18 protein-coding genes are annotated in these 16113 nt (G+C 65.1%); 10 read left to right on the top strand and 8 right to left on the bottom strand.

Going from position 1 to position 16113, the window contains the following annotated elements; translation table 11 throughout:
- Window positions 1-24: 24 nt before the first annotated feature.
- Window positions 25-903: a DMT family transporter gene (locus JQ586_RS13955; protein ID WP_212395145.1), complete on the top strand. Its 879-nt coding sequence runs from the start codon at window positions 25-27 to the stop codon at window positions 901-903.
- A gap of 186 nt (window positions 904-1089) precedes the next feature.
- A complete protein-coding gene (locus JQ586_RS13950) occupies window positions 1090-2508 on the top strand; it encodes a caspase family protein (RefSeq protein WP_212395176.1) in 1419 nt (472 codons plus the stop codon).
- 64 nt (window positions 2509-2572) lie between these two features.
- Here JQ586_RS13950 and JQ586_RS13945 read toward each other — a convergent pair whose 3' ends face one another.
- Both JQ586_RS13945 and cysK read right to left on the bottom strand, forming a co-directional pair.
- Entirely contained in the window at window positions 2573-2812 is a 240-nt protein-coding gene (locus JQ586_RS13945) for a BrnA antitoxin family protein (protein ID WP_212395144.1), read from the bottom strand.
- 3 nt (window positions 2813-2815) lie between these two features.
- A complete protein-coding gene (cysK, locus tag JQ586_RS13940; protein WP_212395143.1) occupies window positions 2816-3790 on the bottom strand; it encodes a cysteine synthase A in 975 nt (324 codons plus the stop codon).
- 245 nt (window positions 3791-4035) lie between these two features.
- Here cysK and JQ586_RS13935 point away from each other — a divergent pair, with 245 nt between their 5' ends.
- On the top strand, window positions 4036-4251 hold the full coding sequence (locus JQ586_RS13935; RefSeq protein ID WP_212395142.1) for a hypothetical protein: 216 nt from the start codon (window positions 4036-4038) through the stop codon (window positions 4249-4251).
- A gap of 9 nt (window positions 4252-4260) precedes the next feature.
- On the opposite strand, the gene tgt is transcribed toward JQ586_RS13935, so the two are convergent.
- Complete coding sequence (gene tgt / locus JQ586_RS13930; protein ID WP_212395141.1) at window positions 4261-5394, bottom strand: tRNA guanosine(34) transglycosylase Tgt; 1134 nt, start codon at window positions 5392-5394, stop codon at window positions 4261-4263.
- Window positions 5395-5563: 169 nt separating this feature from the next.
- On the opposite strand from tgt, the gene JQ586_RS13925 reads away from it, so the two are divergent.
- The 3 genes from JQ586_RS13925 to JQ586_RS13915 all read left to right on the top strand — a co-directional run bounded on the left by JQ586_RS13925 (window position 5564) and on the right by JQ586_RS13915 (window position 8461).
- Complete coding sequence (locus JQ586_RS13925; RefSeq protein WP_212395140.1) at window positions 5564-6301, top strand: TetR/AcrR family transcriptional regulator; 738 nt, start codon at window positions 5564-5566, stop codon at window positions 6299-6301.
- 325 nt (window positions 6302-6626) lie between these two features.
- Entirely contained in the window at window positions 6627-7205 is a 579-nt protein-coding gene (locus JQ586_RS13920) for a PepSY domain-containing protein (protein WP_409334520.1), read from the top strand.
- Between the two features lie 230 nt (window positions 7206-7435).
- Window positions 7436-8461: an aspartate-semialdehyde dehydrogenase gene (locus tag JQ586_RS13915; RefSeq protein ID WP_212395138.1), complete on the top strand. Its 1026-nt coding sequence runs from the start codon at window positions 7436-7438 to the stop codon at window positions 8459-8461.
- Window positions 8462-8556: 95 nt separating this feature from the next.
- On the opposite strand, the gene queA is transcribed toward JQ586_RS13915, so the two are convergent.
- The 5 genes from queA to coaD form a co-directional block, all read right to left on the bottom strand.
- Window positions 8557-9648: a tRNA preQ1(34) S-adenosylmethionine ribosyltransferase-isomerase QueA gene (queA, locus tag JQ586_RS13910; RefSeq protein WP_212395137.1), complete on the bottom strand. Its 1092-nt coding sequence runs from the start codon at window positions 9646-9648 to the stop codon at window positions 8557-8559.
- Between the two features lie 114 nt (window positions 9649-9762).
- Window positions 9763-10227 (bottom strand): peptidylprolyl isomerase, encoded by a 465-nt coding sequence (locus JQ586_RS13905; RefSeq protein ID WP_212395136.1) that lies wholly within the window; start codon window positions 10225-10227, stop codon window positions 9763-9765.
- Window positions 10203-10583 carry a hypothetical protein gene (locus JQ586_RS13900; protein ID WP_212395175.1) on the bottom strand — a complete coding sequence of 127 codons (381 nt, stop codon included), beginning with the start codon at window positions 10581-10583 and terminating at the stop codon, window positions 10203-10205. The genes JQ586_RS13905 and JQ586_RS13900 overlap by 25 nt, the downstream gene beginning before the upstream one ends.
- A gap of 63 nt (window positions 10584-10646) precedes the next feature.
- Complete coding sequence (locus JQ586_RS13895) at window positions 10647-11189, bottom strand: peptidylprolyl isomerase (RefSeq protein ID WP_212395135.1); 543 nt, start codon at window positions 11187-11189, stop codon at window positions 10647-10649.
- Window positions 11190-11234: 45 nt separating this feature from the next.
- A complete protein-coding gene (coaD, locus tag JQ586_RS13890; protein ID WP_212395134.1) occupies window positions 11235-11732 on the bottom strand; it encodes a pantetheine-phosphate adenylyltransferase in 498 nt (165 codons plus the stop codon).
- 297 nt (window positions 11733-12029) lie between these two features.
- Between coaD and JQ586_RS13885 the strand changes: the two genes are divergently transcribed.
- The 4 genes from JQ586_RS13885 to JQ586_RS13870 all read left to right on the top strand — a co-directional run bounded on the left by JQ586_RS13885 (window position 12030) and on the right by JQ586_RS13870 (window position 16111).
- Window positions 12030-12287 carry a hypothetical protein gene (locus tag JQ586_RS13885; RefSeq protein ID WP_212395133.1) on the top strand — a complete coding sequence of 86 codons (258 nt, stop codon included), beginning with the start codon at window positions 12030-12032 and terminating at the stop codon, window positions 12285-12287.
- A gap of 216 nt (window positions 12288-12503) precedes the next feature.
- On the top strand, window positions 12504-14357 hold the full coding sequence (locus JQ586_RS13880) for a potassium transporter Kup (protein WP_212395174.1): 1854 nt from the start codon (window positions 12504-12506) through the stop codon (window positions 14355-14357).
- A gap of 104 nt (window positions 14358-14461) precedes the next feature.
- Window positions 14462-15424: a phosphotransferase family protein gene (locus tag JQ586_RS13875; RefSeq protein ID WP_212395132.1), complete on the top strand. Its 963-nt coding sequence runs from the start codon at window positions 14462-14464 to the stop codon at window positions 15422-15424.
- A gap of 306 nt (window positions 15425-15730) precedes the next feature.
- Window positions 15731-16111, top strand: a complete 381-nt coding sequence (locus JQ586_RS13870; protein WP_212395131.1) for a hypothetical protein — start codon at window positions 15731-15733, stop codon at window positions 16109-16111.
- Window positions 16112-16113: the final 2 nt, after the last annotated feature.

Raw genomic sequence — 16113 nt, 5'->3', positions numbered from 1 at the left:
TCCCCTTCACCTCGCCACCCCCTGATGGACCGCACTCCTTCCAAGACCCGCGCCGCGCTGTGGATGTCGGGTTGGCTTTCGCTGATGCTGGTCATGGTCGTGGCCGGCCGCGAAGCGACGCGCGCGGTGAATGTCTTTCAGCTGATGGAAGTGCGCTCGGTGCTCGGCTTTCTGATGCTCTATCCGCTGATCCGGATGAACGGCGGCTTCACGATCCTGAAGAGCGCGCGGGTCCATGTGCACATCGTGCGCAATCTGATCCATTATGTCGCGCAGGTCGGCTGGTTCTATGCGCTGACGCTGATCCCGATCGGCCAGGTGGTGGCGATCGAATTCACGATGCCGATCTGGACCGCGATTCTCGCAGCCGGCTTTCTCGGCGAGCGGATGTCGGTTCCGAAGATCGCGGCCATCGTGCTTGGCGTCGCCGGCGTGCTCACGATCGTCCGGCCAGTGGCTGGCGAGATCAATCCGGGGCAGTTGTTCGCGCTCGCCGCTGCCGTCGGCTTCGGCGTCTCGATCGCGCTGGTGAAATCCCTGACACGGACCGAACAGGCGTTGGCCATCATCTTCTGGTTGCTCGCGGTCCAGTCGGTCGCAAGCTTCGTGCCCGCGCTCTACGTCTGGACCTGGCCGCCGCTCACCACCTGGGGCTGGCTCGCGGTGATCGCGTTCTGCGGCACCTTCTCGCACTACTGCATGGCGCGCGCGCTGCTGCACGCCGACGCGACCGTCGTGATCCCGATGGATTTCCTGCGGGTGCCGCTGACCGCGATCACGGGCTGGCTGATCTACGCGGAACGGCTCGACGTCTTCACGGTGCTCGGCGCAGCATTGATCCTGTCCGGCAACCTTTTGAACCTGAAGCCGAGCGCGTCGGTCCCGGCCCGCGCCGGAACGTGAACTCGCCTAAGATATCGAGCCGAATGTGAGCCGGATCACGCGGTGCTTCGTTTGCGGGCCGCCAGTATTCGGCGCCGCAAATACCGGCAATTTTCGCTGCGCAATGTGCGGCTTTTTCGTGTAAACTCGACGCAGCTTTTTGCAGCCAAGTTTATTTTCGATATTGCCAGGGGATTTCACATGCGCATGCGCAGCCTCACCCTCCTTGCGTCCCTGATTTGCATGACGTTGACCGCGACCGCAGCACAGGCCGACAAGCGGGTGGCCTTCGTGGTCGGCAACGGCGCCTACAAGAATGTTACGCCGCTGCCGAACCCGACGATCGACGCCGGTGCGATGGCCAGCGCCCTGCGCAACGTCGGCTTCGACGTGGTCGAGGGCACCAATCTCACCCGCGACAAGATGACTGAGAAGCTGCTCGATTTCGGCAAGAAGGCGCAAGGCGCCGACATCGCGGTGTTCTACTATGCCGGCCACGGCATTGCGATTGGCGGCACCAACTACCTGTTGCCCGTTGATGCCGACATCAAATCCGAGATGGACGTCAAGCTCGGGGCCGCGATCAATATCGACCTTACGCTGGACCAGACCATGAGCGACGCCAAGGTGAAGCTCGTGTTCCTGGACGCCTGCCGCGACAACCCGTTCGCCGCCAAGATCAGGTCGAACTCGTCGACCCGCAGCGTCAACGTGCAGACCGGGCTTGCCGAGATGAAGTCCGGTGAAGGCACCCTGATCGCGTTCGCGACCGGTCCGGGCCAGACCGCGCTCGACGGTCAGGAAGGCACCAACAGCCCGTTCACCCGCGCGCTGGTCGCCAACATCACCCAGCCCGGCGTCGAGATCCAGCAGGCAATGACCAAGGTCCGCGCCCAGGTCAACGAGGAGACCAACAAGGGGCAATTGCCCTGGGGCCACACCAACCTGATCGGCTCGGTCTATCTCAACGGCGCGCCGGCCACGGCCGATCTCAATGCGCCGGCCGCCTCGGCACCGACGGCGGTTGCGGCCGCGCCCGGCTCCGATGTCGAGCTCGAGTTCTGGCGCTCGATCAAGGACAGCAACAAGGCCGAAGAATTCAACGCCTATCTGTCCAAATATCCGAACGGCCAGTTCAAGCCGCTGGCACTGGCGCGCATCGCCGCGCTCGAGAACGGGCCGAGCACCACCACGCGCAACCTGACCACCGGCATCGATCCGGCGACCTTCACCGAGGAGGCGACCCAGGTCACCGAGGACCAGATCGGTCTCGACCGCGGGCAGCGCCGCGACGTGCAGCGCCGCCTCAACGGCCTCGGCTTCGACACCAAGGTGACCGGCAAGTTCGACGAGGCGACCCGCGCCGTGATCACGCGCTGGCAGGCCGCACGCGGCTATCCGAAAAGCGGTTATCTGAACAAGCTGCAGCACAAGGCCCTGCTGACGGAGATCGTCTCGAGCACGTCAACGGCGAGTTCCGACGACGAGGAGCGCCCTGCCCGCCGTCACTCGGGCGGCGGTGGCGGTGGCGGCGGCCGCCGTTATCACGGTGGCGGTGGTGGCGGCGGCGATCCGGCCGGCGTCGGCCGCTTCATGGGCGGCGTCATGGGCGGTTTCCTGCGCTGAACCGCCAGCACTTCGCCAGCAAGGAGGCCGGGGTCACCCGGACGCTGTCGCAAGCGAGGTGGCGCTATTTCCCGGCGGCCTTGCGGAGCGCATCGTTGATGCGGTCCTGCCAGCCCGGGCCGCCCGCCTGGAAATGCTCCAGCACGTCCTGGTCGATCCGCAAGGTGACCTGCTCCCGGACACCGGGAATCGCAGTCGATTTCGGCGGTGCGGCCGCCACCTTGGTGGTGGCACGCTTGAACGCCGCCTCGGCCTCGCTGCGGGCGTCGTTCAGGGTTCGCGGGCGCCTCGGCTGATCGGGCATGTCTCAGATTCCTTCAAACAGTGCCGTCGACAGATAGCGTTCCGAGAATGAGGGCACAATCGCCAGGATGGTCTTGCCGGCAGCTTCGGGCCGCTTGCCGATCTGCAGCGCCGCCGCGATCGCCGCCCCGGAAGAGATGCCGCCGGGAATGCCCTCGTTGCGCGCCAGTGCCCGCGCGGTCTCGATCGCGGTCGCGCTGTTGATCTTGACGATCTCGTCGATCACGGCGCGGTCGAGGATGTCAGGGATGAAGCCGGCGCCAATGCCCTGGATCTTGTGCGGCGTGTGCTGTCCGCCTGACAGCACCGGGCTCTCCTCCGGCTCCACGGCAACGATGCGCAGCGACGGCTTGCGGGGCTTGAGTACCTGCCCGACCCCGGTGATCGTGCCGCCGGTGCCGACGCCGGAGACGAAATAGTCGATGTTGCCGCCGGTGTCGTTCCAGATTTCCTCGGCGGTGGTGCGACGGTGGATCTCGGGATTGGCGAGATTCTTGAACTGCTGCGGCATCACCGCGTTCGGCGTGGTGCGCACCAGTTCCTCCGCGGTGGCGATCGAGCCCTTCATGCCCTGCGCCGCTGGCGTCAGCACGATCTCGGCGCCGAGGAAGGACAGCATGCGCCGCCGCTCGATCGACATCGATTCCGGCATCACCAGCTTCAGCCGGTAGCCGCGCGAGGCCGCGACATAGGCGAGCGCGATCCCGGTGTTGCCCGACGTCGGCTCGATCAGCACGGTGTCCGCATTGATGATGCCGGCCTTCTCCATGGCGACGATCATGGCCGCACCAATGCGGTCCTTCACGCTCGCCGCCGGATTGAAGTATTCGAGCTTGGCGAGGATCGTGGCATTGACGCCGGCACCCTGCGGCAATCTGCGCAGGCGCACGACCGGCGTCGAACCTATCGCATCGACGATCGAGTCAAAGACGCGGCCGCGTCCGGGTTGCACTGCACTCGTTGTCGACGATGCGTCCATCAAGCAGCTCCTGTGGCGGGAAATGTGCGGAGAATGTGCGATCGGCTTTTAGTTAGGAGCACCGCACCATGACGCGCAAGTGAGAAACCGCGGCGACGCGCATTCGTTGCATTGCAAAATCGAAATCTGCACAAATAACGTAAAACCAACGTATTTGTGTTGCGACAGGGTCAAACAATTTGGATTATATACCGTCGTGGGGGCAGCCAGCCCGCCGTGCAGCTCAGAACGCAAAGGAGGTCACGATGCCAGCAATTGCTGAAGTCCTGTCGACCGTCGCGTCCAGGCGCGATCCGCGCGGCAGCGAGCTGCCTACGTGCCCGGTATGCGCGGACTCCATGGTAGCTGCCGAAGCCTCGGCCTACCTTCATGACAATCTGATCAGCTATCTCTGGACCTGCGACACTTGCGGATACGGTTTCGTAACCAAGCATTCGGTGAAGCCGATCGTCTGCAACTGACGAAGCCGATCACATCGGAACAATGTCCCCGCGCGCCCAACCGGCGCGCGTTGTCGTTCTGAAGTCCTCGAACGTGCCGTTTGCGATCGCGTCACGGATGCCCTGCATCAACTGCTGGTAATAGGCGACGTTGATCTCGGACAGCAGCATCGCGCCGAGCGTCTCCCCGGCGCGCACCAGATGATGCAGATAGGCGCGCGAATAGCTGCGCGCCGCCGCCCACGGGCTCTCCTCGTCGAGCGGGCGCGGATCGTCGATGTGACGGGCGTTGCGCAGATTGATCTGGCCGAACCGCGTGAACGCCATGCCATGGCGTCCGTTGCGGGTCGGCATCACGCAATCGAACATGTCGACGCCGCGCGCCACTGCTTCGAGAATGTCCTCGGGCGTGCCGACGCCCATGAGATAGCGCGGCCGGTCGGCCGGCAGCACCGGCGCGGTCTCCTCGATCATGGACAGCATCACCGCTTGCGGCTCGCCGACCGCAAGGCCGCCGATCGCGTAACCGTGAAAGCCGATGTCGATGAGGCCGCGCGCGCTGACATGGCGCAGCGCAGGAACGTCGCCACCCTGCACGATGCCGAACAGCATGTAGCCGTCGGGCGCCGTCTCGAAGGCGCGGCGGGAGCGTTCGGCCCAGCGCAGCGACAGCTGCATCGCCCGCTCGATGTCGGCCGGCTCGGCCGGCAGGCGGACGCATTCGTCCATCTGCATCGCGATGTCGGAGCCGAGCAGCCGCTGGACCTCGATCGAACGCTCCGGCGACAGCTCGACCTTGGCGCCGTCGATATGCGAGCGGAAGGTGACGGCCTTCTCGGTCACCTTGCGCAGCTCCGAGAGCGACATCACCTGGAAGCCGCCGGAGTCGGTCAGCATCGGACCGCCCCAGCCGGTGAAGCGTTGCAGGCCGCCCAGCGCCGCGATGCGCTCGGCGCCGGGCCGCAGCATCAGATGGTAGGTGTTGCCCAGCACGACGTCGGCGCCGGCCTCGCGAACCTCGCGCCAGTGCATGCCCTTCATCGCGCCGGCGGTGCCGACCGGCATGAAGGCCGGCGTCCGCACCTCGCCGTGCGGCGTGGTCAGGCGGCCGGTGCGCGCTGCACCATCGGTTGCCAGCAGTTCGAAATGATTGGGAACGGTCATGCGGCTGCTTATTGCGTGCCCCCGGTTCCCGATCAACCCTGGCAGGACCGGTTCAGGCGACGAACCGTCGCCGCGCGCGGCCGGCCGGGAAGCCCCTGATTCGACGAATCCGCGCGCCACAGGCTATAGACCGGACAACCCCGTTCCGGCGGGCAACGAGATAAACAGCATGGGATTGACGGCAACCAGGGCCAAGGCGGCAAAACGCGGCGTCGTGAAGTCGCGCGGCGGCCGGCCGACCCGCGACGCCGCGATCGAACGCGACCAGCGGCTGATCGAGGTCGCCACCAGCCTGTTCCTGGAGCGCGGGTTCGATGCGACCTCGATCGAGGCGGTCGCGGAGGCCGCCCGCGTCAGCAAGCCGACCGTTTATGCGCAATATGGCGACAAGCGCGGCCTGTTCACCGCGGTGCTCCGCCGCGAGATCGCGCGCTGGCTCGCTCCGCTGGCGGCAGCGGGGGCCGAAATGCCGGTCGACGGCGTGTCGGATTGCTCGGTCGAGCAGCGACTGATCAAACTCGGGCGCCAGTTGCTGACTTTGAACTGCACCGATGATTCCATCGCGTTCAGCCGCATCCTGACCGCGCAGGCGATCAACTTTCCCGAGGTCGCCAGGCTCGCGGTGGACGAAGGCTGGTCGAAGGCCGTTTCCACGACCGCCGAGTTCTTCGACCATCTGGTCGCGGTCGGCGCCCTTGATCTCGAGGACACCACGATCGCCGCCGAGACCTTTCTCAACATGGTGGTTGGCCATACCCACCGGATGGCGACGTTCGGAATCCCGATCGACATGAAGACCGCCGAGAAGCGGATGGAAGTCTCGATCCGGCTGTTCCTGGCGGGAGCCGCAGGACCGCCGGACCGGCTCCGCAGCCACCCCAAGCCGCGCCGCAGGCCGGCTCGCTGACGGTTTCAATGACACTCGGCTTGATCACGGGAATGCGATCACCCGGTTCTTGACCAAAACTAAACGATACCGTATGGTTTAATTATGGGAAGGGGCGCGAAGGCCCGTGCTTCAGCCCCCCGCGGGTTTCGCGTCGCCTTGCAAACTTCGACCGTCGCCGCCGGCCCGCTACAGCAGGTTCGGTCAAGACATTCGGCGGCCGACCGTGCATTGAAGGTCGGCCGCTCCCATCTTCAGCGCAAGGGACGCCGCGGCGGGCGAAGTCATGGTTGCGGCAAGGACGACAGGACGACTACACATGCGAAGACATCGGGCATTCGCAGGATTGCTGCTGGGCATCGCCTCGTTGTCGCTGCTCCTTGCGTCGCCATCCCATGCGGTCGCGACGCCCGACGTGGCCGCAGCCCCTCTTCCCTTCCCCGCCGACGATGGCGCCGCCCTCGACCCTCAGGCGGTCCGCCGCGAGATCGACAGCTTCCGCTCCGCCCAGGTCACGCTCAGCCAGGCGATGGCGATCGCAGAAGGCCTGCATGCGGGTTCGACGACCGCGGATATCAGCTTCGACGGCGCAGCCTTCCCGCCGGTCTACCGGGTCAAGACGGTCGAGCACGACCGGGTCTGGCGCAATGCCATCGACGCCACCACCGGCGCGGTCATGGGTATCCAGGCTGCCTCGCCGCTGGCGGAACTCGACGCCGAAGACCGTGGCAATCTGGTCGTGCTCAGGGGGCTGCGGCATCGCCTGTCGGACGCGGTCCGCGTCGCCGAGCACACCACCTCCGGAAAGGCGATCAGCGGCGGCCTGATGCGCGAGCGCGGCCGGCTCAATTTCGTGATCGTCGTGCTCCGCGGCAGCGATCTCAAGCAGGTGATCCTCGAACCGCCCGGCGCCCGCATTCGCTAGCAGCACCCCCACCCCGCCGGGATAACCGTTGACGGGCGCCGATCTCTCCCGCATAAGTCCGCCCCATGATCAACACGACCAAACGCACCACCAAAACCACCAAGCCCTCCGGGGCCTCGGGAGGCGTGCGCGCGTAGTCGGTCGAACCGCATCATCTCACCCGAAGCCCCGCCTGATGAAGGTCCGGGGCTTTTTTATTGCCTGCAAGCACATCTCAAACGGAGGACAAAGTGAGTAACGATCCCGTCGTCGCGATTGTCGGCGTTACCGGCGCCGTCGGCGCCGAGTTCATCGCAACCATGGACAGGCGCGGCTTTCGCGTCGGCAAGCTGAAGGCGCTGGCAAGCGCCCGCTCGGCCGGCAAGACCGTCGATTTTCGCGGCAACAAGGTCGTGATCGAGGAGCTCACCGAACGCGCATTCGAGGGCGTCGACATCGCACTGTTCTCCGCCGGAAGCGGCATCTCGAAGAAGTTTGCCCCCATCGCGGTGAAGTCCGGCGCCGTCGTGGTCGACAATTCATCGGCGTTCCGGATGGACCCGAACGTGCCGCTGGTGATCCCGGAGATCAACGCGAACCGCATCCGCGACCACAAGGGCATCATCGCCAATCCGAACTGCGCCGCCATCACCGCGCTGGTGCCGCTGTGGCCGATCCACCGGAAGAACCGGATCAAGCGGGTGATCATCTCGACCTACCAGGCCGCGAGCGGCGCCGGTGCAGCGGCAATGGAGGAGCTGGTGGAATCCACCCGGGCCAATCTCAGCGGACAGGTCTTCACCCCGAAGGTGATGCCGCACCCTTACGCCTTCAACCTTTTCAACCACAACACCGCTGTCGACCCCGAGACCGGCTACAACGACGAGGAGACCAAGGTCATCAAGGAGACCCGCAAGATCTTCGAGGACGACAGGATCGCGGTCGGCGTGACCTGCGTCCGCGTGCCGGTGCTTCGCGCGCATTCCGAGGCCATCACCTTCGAATGCGAGAAGCCGATCACCGAGGACCAGGTGCGTGCGATCCTGGCCCAGGCTCCGGGCGTCAAGATCGTCGACGATCGCGCCAGGAACTACTTCCCGATGCCGATCGATGCGTCCGGCCAGGACGACGTGCTGGTCGGCCGCATCCGCAGGGATCTCAGTGACGCCAGCGGCCATTCGATCTCGATCTTCGTCGCGGCGGACCAGTTGCTCAAGGGCGCGGCGCTCAACGCGGTGCAGATCGCCGAGCTGCTGCCCGAGCGCGCGATGGCGTGAGGAACGAACTGTGCAGGGTGGGCAAAGCGCAAGCATGCCCACCTTCCCTGCCGTTCGCTCTGTGGTGGACACGGCGCTGCACGCCTTTGCCCACTCTACAAATCTCCGCGCGGCTCGTGCCCCCGAAACAGCAGGCACGCATCGCCATATGAATAGAAGCGATAGCCGTCCTTGATCGCATGCGCGTAGGCGTGCTGCATCGTCTCGAGCCCGGAGAAGGCGGAGACCAGCATGAACAGCGTCGAGCGCGGCAGGTGGAAATTGGTGAGCAGGATATCGACCGCGCGGAAGCGATAGCCCGGCGTGATGAAGATCGAGGTCTCGGCGGAGAACGGCTGGATGGTGCGGTCGGGCGCAGCGGCGCTCTCGAGCAATCGCAATGACGTCGTGCCGATCGCGACGATGCGGCCGCCCCTGGCACGCGCAGCGTTGAGCGCGGATGCGGTCTCGGCGCTGATGCAGCCCCATTCGGCGTGCATCTTGTGCTCGGAGGTCTCCTCGACCTTCACCGGCAGGAAGGTCCCGGCCCCGACATGCAGCGTCAGGCGATGCAATCCAACGCCGCGGCTTCCGAGCGCAGCCTCCAGCGCCGGCGTGAAATGCAATCCCGCGGTCGGCGCTGCGACCGCGCCCTCGTTGGCCGCGAACATGGTCTGGTAGTCGGCGGTGTCCTGATCGTCGGGCGTGCGCCTGGAGGCGATGTAGGGCGGCAGCGGCGGCGAGCCGACGTCCGCGATGGCCTGATCAAGCGCCGGACCGTGGAATGAGAACGACAGCGTCACCTCGCCGTCCTGCCCCTTGGCCTCGACCTCGGCGTCGAGATGGCCGAGCAGGCAGACCCTGCCCTCGTTGCCGAAGCGGATGGTGTCGCCGGGGCTGAGCTTCTTCGCCGGCTTGACCAGCGCCTGCCAGCGCGAGCCGTCGAGCCGCTTGATCAGCGTCGCCTCGATCTTCGGCTCGGACTCACGCCCGATGCGGCGGCCCTTGAGCTGGGCGGCGATCACCTTGGTGTCGTTGACAACGATCTGGTCGCCCGGCTCAAGCCAGTTCGGCAGGTCCGCGATCGAGCGGTCGCGCAGCACGCCGTCGGGATGCACCACCAGCATCCGCGCGGAATCGCGCGGGCTCGCGGGTCTGAGCGCGATCCGTTCAGGGGGAAGCTCGAAGTCGAAGAGATCCGTCCGCATGGCGTCCCAGCCACGTCGTTCCGGGGCGATGCGTCGCATCGAACCCGGAACCTCGAGATTGTGGCGCGAGATTCCGGGTTCACGCTGCGCGTGCCCCGGAATGACAGTCAGCAACTACGCCGCGTCGGCGGCCATGCGGGCCTTGACGATCTTGTCCGGGTTCTTCACCGGCTCGCCGCGCTTGATCTTGTCGACGTTCTCCATGCCGTCGGTGACCTTGCCCCACACCGTGTACTGGCCGTTGAGGAAGGAGGCGTCGTCGAAGCAGATGAAGAACTGGCTGTCGCCGGAATCCGGGTTGGCAGCACGGGCCATCGAGGCGGTGCCGCGCACATGCGGTTCCTTGTTGAACTCGGCCTTCAGCTTCTTGCCGGACCCGCCCATGCCGGTGCCCTGCGGACAGCCGGTCTGCGCCATGAAGCCCTCGATCACGCGGTGGAACACGATGCCGTCGTAAAAGCCCTCGCGCACCAATTCCTTGATCCGCGCGACATGGCCCGGCGCCAGATCCGGACGCATCTCGATGGTGACGGGACCCTGCGTGGTCTCCAGGATCAAAGTATTCTCGGTAACAGCCATGCTCGCCTCTCCTGCGGTTTGGGTTCACGTTTGCGGGTTCTGAACGGGATTGCGAAGGGGCGGCCGGCGACCGCACCGCCCAGGCTCTCCGTAAATGGCAACGGCGTACAGCGTTGCAACGTCTCCATCACGGCGATCCGGTATTGCACCCGGTCGTTTTCGGTCGCCTGTTCCGATTCATAGCTGATCCTGGGATGGCCGAGGATCGCGCCCTCGCGGTTGAAGCTGACGATCACGGTGATGTCGATCGGATTGGCGAGCGACGGCGGCGGCGGCTTCCAGCAGCGATGCAGCGCGATGCTGATATCCCTCAGCGTATCGAGCTGCCCGATCTCTGATCGTGCGGGCAGCGTCATCGCAAGCAGCAGCACCGGGGCGGCCAACCAGGAACTCGGTCTGCGCGGCCGCACCGGCCGGGCTCACTTGATGTCGGATGCGACTTGCACCTTCACCATCTTGTCGGGGTCGGCGACGGGTTCACCGCGCTTGAGCTTGTCGACCACGTCCATGCCGGACACCACCTCGCCGATCACGGTGTACTTCCCGTTCAGGCTCGATCCGTCGGCGAACATGATGAAGAATTGCGAATTCGCCGAGTTGGGATCGCTGGTCCGCGCCATGCCGACGATGCCGCGCTTGTACGGCACGTCGGAGAATTCAGCGGGAAGGTTCGGGTATTTCGAGCCGCCGGTGCCGTTGAAATTCTTGCCATCGCCGGTTTGCGCCATGAAGCCGTCGATCACGCGATGAAACGGTACATTATTGTAGTAGCCATCCCGCGCGAGCTGCTTGATCCGCTCGGCGTGCTTGGGCGCAAGATCGGGCCTCAGCTTGATCACGATGCGCCCCTTGGTGGTGTCGATCACGATCGCATTGGCCTTGTCGAGGCCGGCGGGCAACGATTGGGCGACAGCGGGAACGACGCAGAACAGCGCGGCAACGAATGCGAGAATTCGGATCATGACAACTCCGGATCAGGACGTTCGGGATGTGACTGACAGCCGGCCTCAACCGGCGAATTTGGCCTTCAGGCTAGCGGCGACCGATGACGGCACGAAGGCTGAGAAGTCGCCGCCCATCTGGGCGATTTGGCGCACCAGTGTGGCGGTGATCGGGCGGACCGCGACCGAGGCCGGGACGAACACGGTATGCACCTCGGGCGCCATCGCCTCGTTCATGCCGGCGAGCTGCATCTCGTAATCGAGGTCGGTGCCGTCGCGCAGGCCGCGAATCATCAGCGTGGCTCCGGTCGCCCGCGCCGCCGCGACGGTGAGATTGTCATAGGTCGAGCTCTCGAAGGCGCAGCCGGCCTCCTGGGCGATCGGACCGAACACCTCATGGACCATGGCCAGCCTCTCCTCGGTCGAGAACAGGGGCTTTTTGCCGGGGTGAACGCCGATCGCAACGATCAGGCGGTCACAGAGGCAAACGGCCTGCCGCACCACGTCCAGATGGCCGTTGGTGACGGGATCGAAGGAGCCGGGATAGAGCGCGACGCGAGGCATAAGCCCCCTCTACCCCGCCCCGCAGTCCGCGGCAAGCCGGCCCGGTTCCATCGGACTGCCGATTCCGGCTCGGCCGATGAGCAGCAATGAACCAGTCCCATGAGCCAATCCTGAACCAATCCTGGGATGCCAGCGTCTACGAGGGTGAATGTTTCGTTGCCCCCCGGCCGACGAAACAAAACCGGCCCACGACGAAACCATTTCCGGACGTGGCGAAGACGCCAGGAAACTTGCGGCCGGTACAGGTTGGACAACGAAACGACGGGCCCGGGGGGCCCGATCATATGGGGACCGTCAATGATCAAGGCACTTTCGGCCATCGTTGTTGCTGCGTTCGTTGCTGCCGCGCTCACCGTTCTTCCCGGCTTTGCGCCGCAGGTCGAAGCCTCGACGCCGCAGCCGCTCGCCAAGGCTGACCGCCTCGACATCCACCCGGTCGGCAAGGACTGCTCTCAGCAGGCGTGGCCAAATTTCGAGGCCTCCTGCCTGCGCGCCGCCGGATCCAAGCTGGTGGTCCGTGAGGCTCGCCTCGTCACCGCCGACCGCACGCCGTAGCCAGCTCTGACCCGCCCGGCGTCGCTTGTGATCGCCAAGGCGTCCCTTCCAACTGTCACGCAAATCCCATGGTAATTTGCGACGTCCCGTCGCAGACTATCGTCTAACGCGCCCACCGGATGTCCCGGCGGGCGCGGGGCCATCGGGGGATTTTGCACCGTGACCACTGCGCCTGCCATCGCCTCCGGCCATCCACCCAGCCCGCTCCCCTTCGCGATCACGATCGGCGCGCTCGGCGTCGTCTATGGCGACATCGGCACCAGCCCGCTCTACGCGCTCAGGGAAGCCGCCAAGGCGGCCGCCCACGGCAGCGCCGTGACATCGGGCCAGGTGCTCGGCACGGTATCGCTGATCCTGTGGGCGCTGATCCTGATCATCTCGGTCAAGTACGCTGCGCTGATCATGCGCGCGGACAATCGCGGCGAAGGCGGCATTGTGGCTCTGCTGGCGCTGCTCTCGGCGCGCAATGCGCAGCCCGGGACCTGGCGGGTGCATCTGCTCGTCGTCGGCCTGATCGGCGCGGCACTGCTCTATGGTGACGGCGCGATCACACCCGCGATCTCCGTGCTGTCGGCGATCGAGGGCCTCAAGGTCGACGCGCCGTCACTGACACCCGCAGTGGTGCCGATCACCATCGCGATCCTGGTTGTCCTGTTCTTCATCCAGAAGCACGGGACGGCGCTTATCGGCCGGGTCTTCGGACCGGTGATGCTGGCCTGGTTCCTGGTGCTGGCGCTGCTCGGCATCCACGGCATCATGAAGGCGCCCGGCGTGCTGGCCGCGCTGAGCCCGACCTACGCGCTGGACATGATGCTGCACGAGGATTTCCGCGTCAGCTTCGCGGTGCTCGGCGCCGCCTTCCTCGCCGTCACCGGCGGCGAGGCGATGTATGCCGACATGGGGCATTTCGGCCGCTTCCCGATCCGGCTCGCCTGGTTCGCGATCTGCCTGCCGGCGCTGGTGCTGAACTATTTCGGCCAGGCCGGCCTGCTGCTCTCGGACCCGACCGCGATCGACAATCCATTCTTCCAGCTCTCGCCGGACTGGGCGCACTATCCCATGATCGCGCTGTCGGCGATCGCCACCGTGATCGCCTCGCAGGCGATCATCTCCGGCGTCTATTCGCTGACCCAGCAGTCGATCCAGCTCGGCTTCCTGCCGCGCATGCATATCCAGCACACCACCAGTGACGCGATCGGGCAGATCTACGTGCCGCTGGTGAACTGGCTGCTCGCTGCCGCCACCCTCGGCGCGGTGCTGGCGTTCGGCACCTCGGACGCGCTCGCCGGCGCCTACGGCATCGCGGTCTCGCTCTTGATGGCGATCACGACGCTGCTCGCGGCCCTGGTCGCGATCCAGTGGGGCTATTCGCCGATCATCGTGATCGCCGTGAACGGCTTCTTCTTCATCATCGACCTGATCTTCTTCGCAGCCAATTCCGAGAAACTGATGGAGGGAGGCTGGTTCCCGCTGCTGCTCGCGGCTGCCGTGGCGTTCCTGATGCTGACATGGCGCGGCGGCGTGAAGCTGGTCGAGAAGGCGCGCAGCAAGCTGCGCCAGCCGGAAGAGGATCTGATCGAGACGGCGATCAACAAGTGCCAGGGACGCCTGCCCGGCACGGCCGTATTCCTTGCATCGGCGCCCGATGGCGTGCCGCTCGCGCTGACGCAGTTCGTCAAGCACAACCACGTGCTGCATCAGCGTGTTCTGCTGGTTACCGTGCGGATCGAGGAGGCGCCGCGGATTTCCGACGAGGACCGCGCGGCGATCGTCGAGATCATCCCCGGCATCACAAGGATCATCCTGCACTACGGCTTCATGCAGTACCCGACGATCTACGAGGGGCTGAAGCTCGCCTGCCGGCAAGGCAAGCTGCCGGGCATCGACCTCTCCGACGTCACCTACTATATCGGCCGCGAGACCATCATCCCGCGCGAGGATATCCCGGGCATGTGGGTGTGGCGCGAGTCGCTGTTCGCCTTCCTGCAACGCAACGCCGAGCGCACCGCTGCGTTCTTCGGCGTGCCGACCGGACAGGTTGTCGAGTTCGGCACGGAGATCGAGATTTGATGTCGTCCCTGTAGCCCGGATGGAGCGAAGCGCAATCCGGGATGGCTGCCGCCATGCGACGGGCACCCCGGATTTCGCTTCGCTCCATCCGGGCTACAGGTGAAATGACAGGAAATCCGCCGCTTCAGCTCAAACCCCGGCTTGATCTCTCGATCGACCACGCGCAGGCGATCGTCAGCCGTGTCGCGCCGCGCGCAACGGTGCACGAGGTCGTCGAACTGCGCGGCGGCGAGATCAGCACGATCCACGAGATCGTGCTGACGGACGCCACGAGCCACATTCTCAAGGTCTATCCGGCGTCGCTGCAATGGAAGATGGCGAAGGAGGTCCTTGTCCTCGGACTCCTCGACCAGGCCGACATCCCCGTCCCCCGCATCCTCCTCGCCGACGACACCCGTTCGATCATCGACCTCAGTTTCGTATTGATGAGCAAGCTCGAAGGCGTCGTGCTCGGCCGGCGCGACCCGGAGCTGAGCGATCGGCACCAGTTTGCGATCTTCGCCGAGATGGGCGCGGCGCTGCGCAGGATCAACGACATCACCCTCGATAGTTTCGGCTATATCGGCCCGAACGGCGTCTGGACACCGCATCCGACCAACCGCGCCTACATGTCAGCGCAGTTCGACAAAAAGCTGGCGGAGTTCTGCACGCGCGGCGGAGACAAGGCGCTGGCCGAGCGGCTCCGGAGCAGCATCGCCGGGCGCAGTCATCTGCTCGACGCCGCAGACAGGCCTCGCCTCTGCCACTACGATCTCCATGCCGGCAACGTGCTGGTGACGCCGGACGGCAAGCCGCAACTCTGCGGGATCGTCGATTTCGAGAATGCCATCGCCGGCGATCCGCTGATGGATATCGCCAAGGCGCTCTACTATTTCACGCCGAAGGATGCGGCCAGGCGAGACGGCCTGCTCGCGGGCTATGGCGCAATCGATCGCCCTGACTGGGAGGCGACAATCGATCTGTATCGGCTCGCCTGCACGCTGGAACTCTGGTGCTGGTTCGCGCAGATCGGCAAGCGCGACGGGCTTGCCGATCTGGCCAGGGAACTCGAAAGCTCGACCGGCTAGAGCATGATCCGGAAAAGTGTGAAACGGTTTTCCGAAAAGATCATCCTCAAACAAAGAGCTAAAGCGCGATGACGATGCAGGCTTATCTCATCGCGCTTTGGGCGTGTTTCCATCAGCGAACGGCTCGCTCCGCGGCCAGGACGGATATCTTCGACAGATCTCTTCCACCCGCGCCTGCGTTTCGTCGTTTGCTCATATGAAATATCCGGCAATGACGTGACGCTTACCCGGAAATGTTCCGGCATGGCATAGTCAGTGCAGATGCACCGAACGAAGAGCCTCTGAATGCCTCGAACCGCAGCTGTCATGTCCTGTGTTTCGCTGCTGATCCTGTCGATGTCGGCAGCCGGACCGGCCAAGGCGAGAGGAGGCTTCAACCCCAATTGCCGCGTGCCCAGGATCAGCCTCTGCCCGGACTGCACGGTCACCGTCAAGATCATCGTGCTGCAGGACCACGAGTGCCGGATCAACTATGGTTCGATGGGCCCGATGCACGACCAGAAGATTCTGGTCGGCGCCAAACATGGGAGATACCGGGCCGACAATGAAACCAGCACCGCCTACAGCCCCAACAAGGGCTTCCTCGGTGACGACTATTTCGAGACGCGGTTCTTCTACGAACTCATGAATGGGACGCAGGCGTCAGCGCTGCTCAAGGCAAGCGTCGAAGTGGTCCCGCATCTCTGAGA

The sequence above is a fragment of the Bradyrhizobium jicamae genome (assembly GCF_018130215.1).
Classification (GTDB): domain Bacteria; phylum Pseudomonadota; class Alphaproteobacteria; order Rhizobiales; family Xanthobacteraceae; genus Bradyrhizobium; species Bradyrhizobium jicamae_A.
This window is presented reverse-complemented; position numbering and strand designations above follow the sequence as displayed.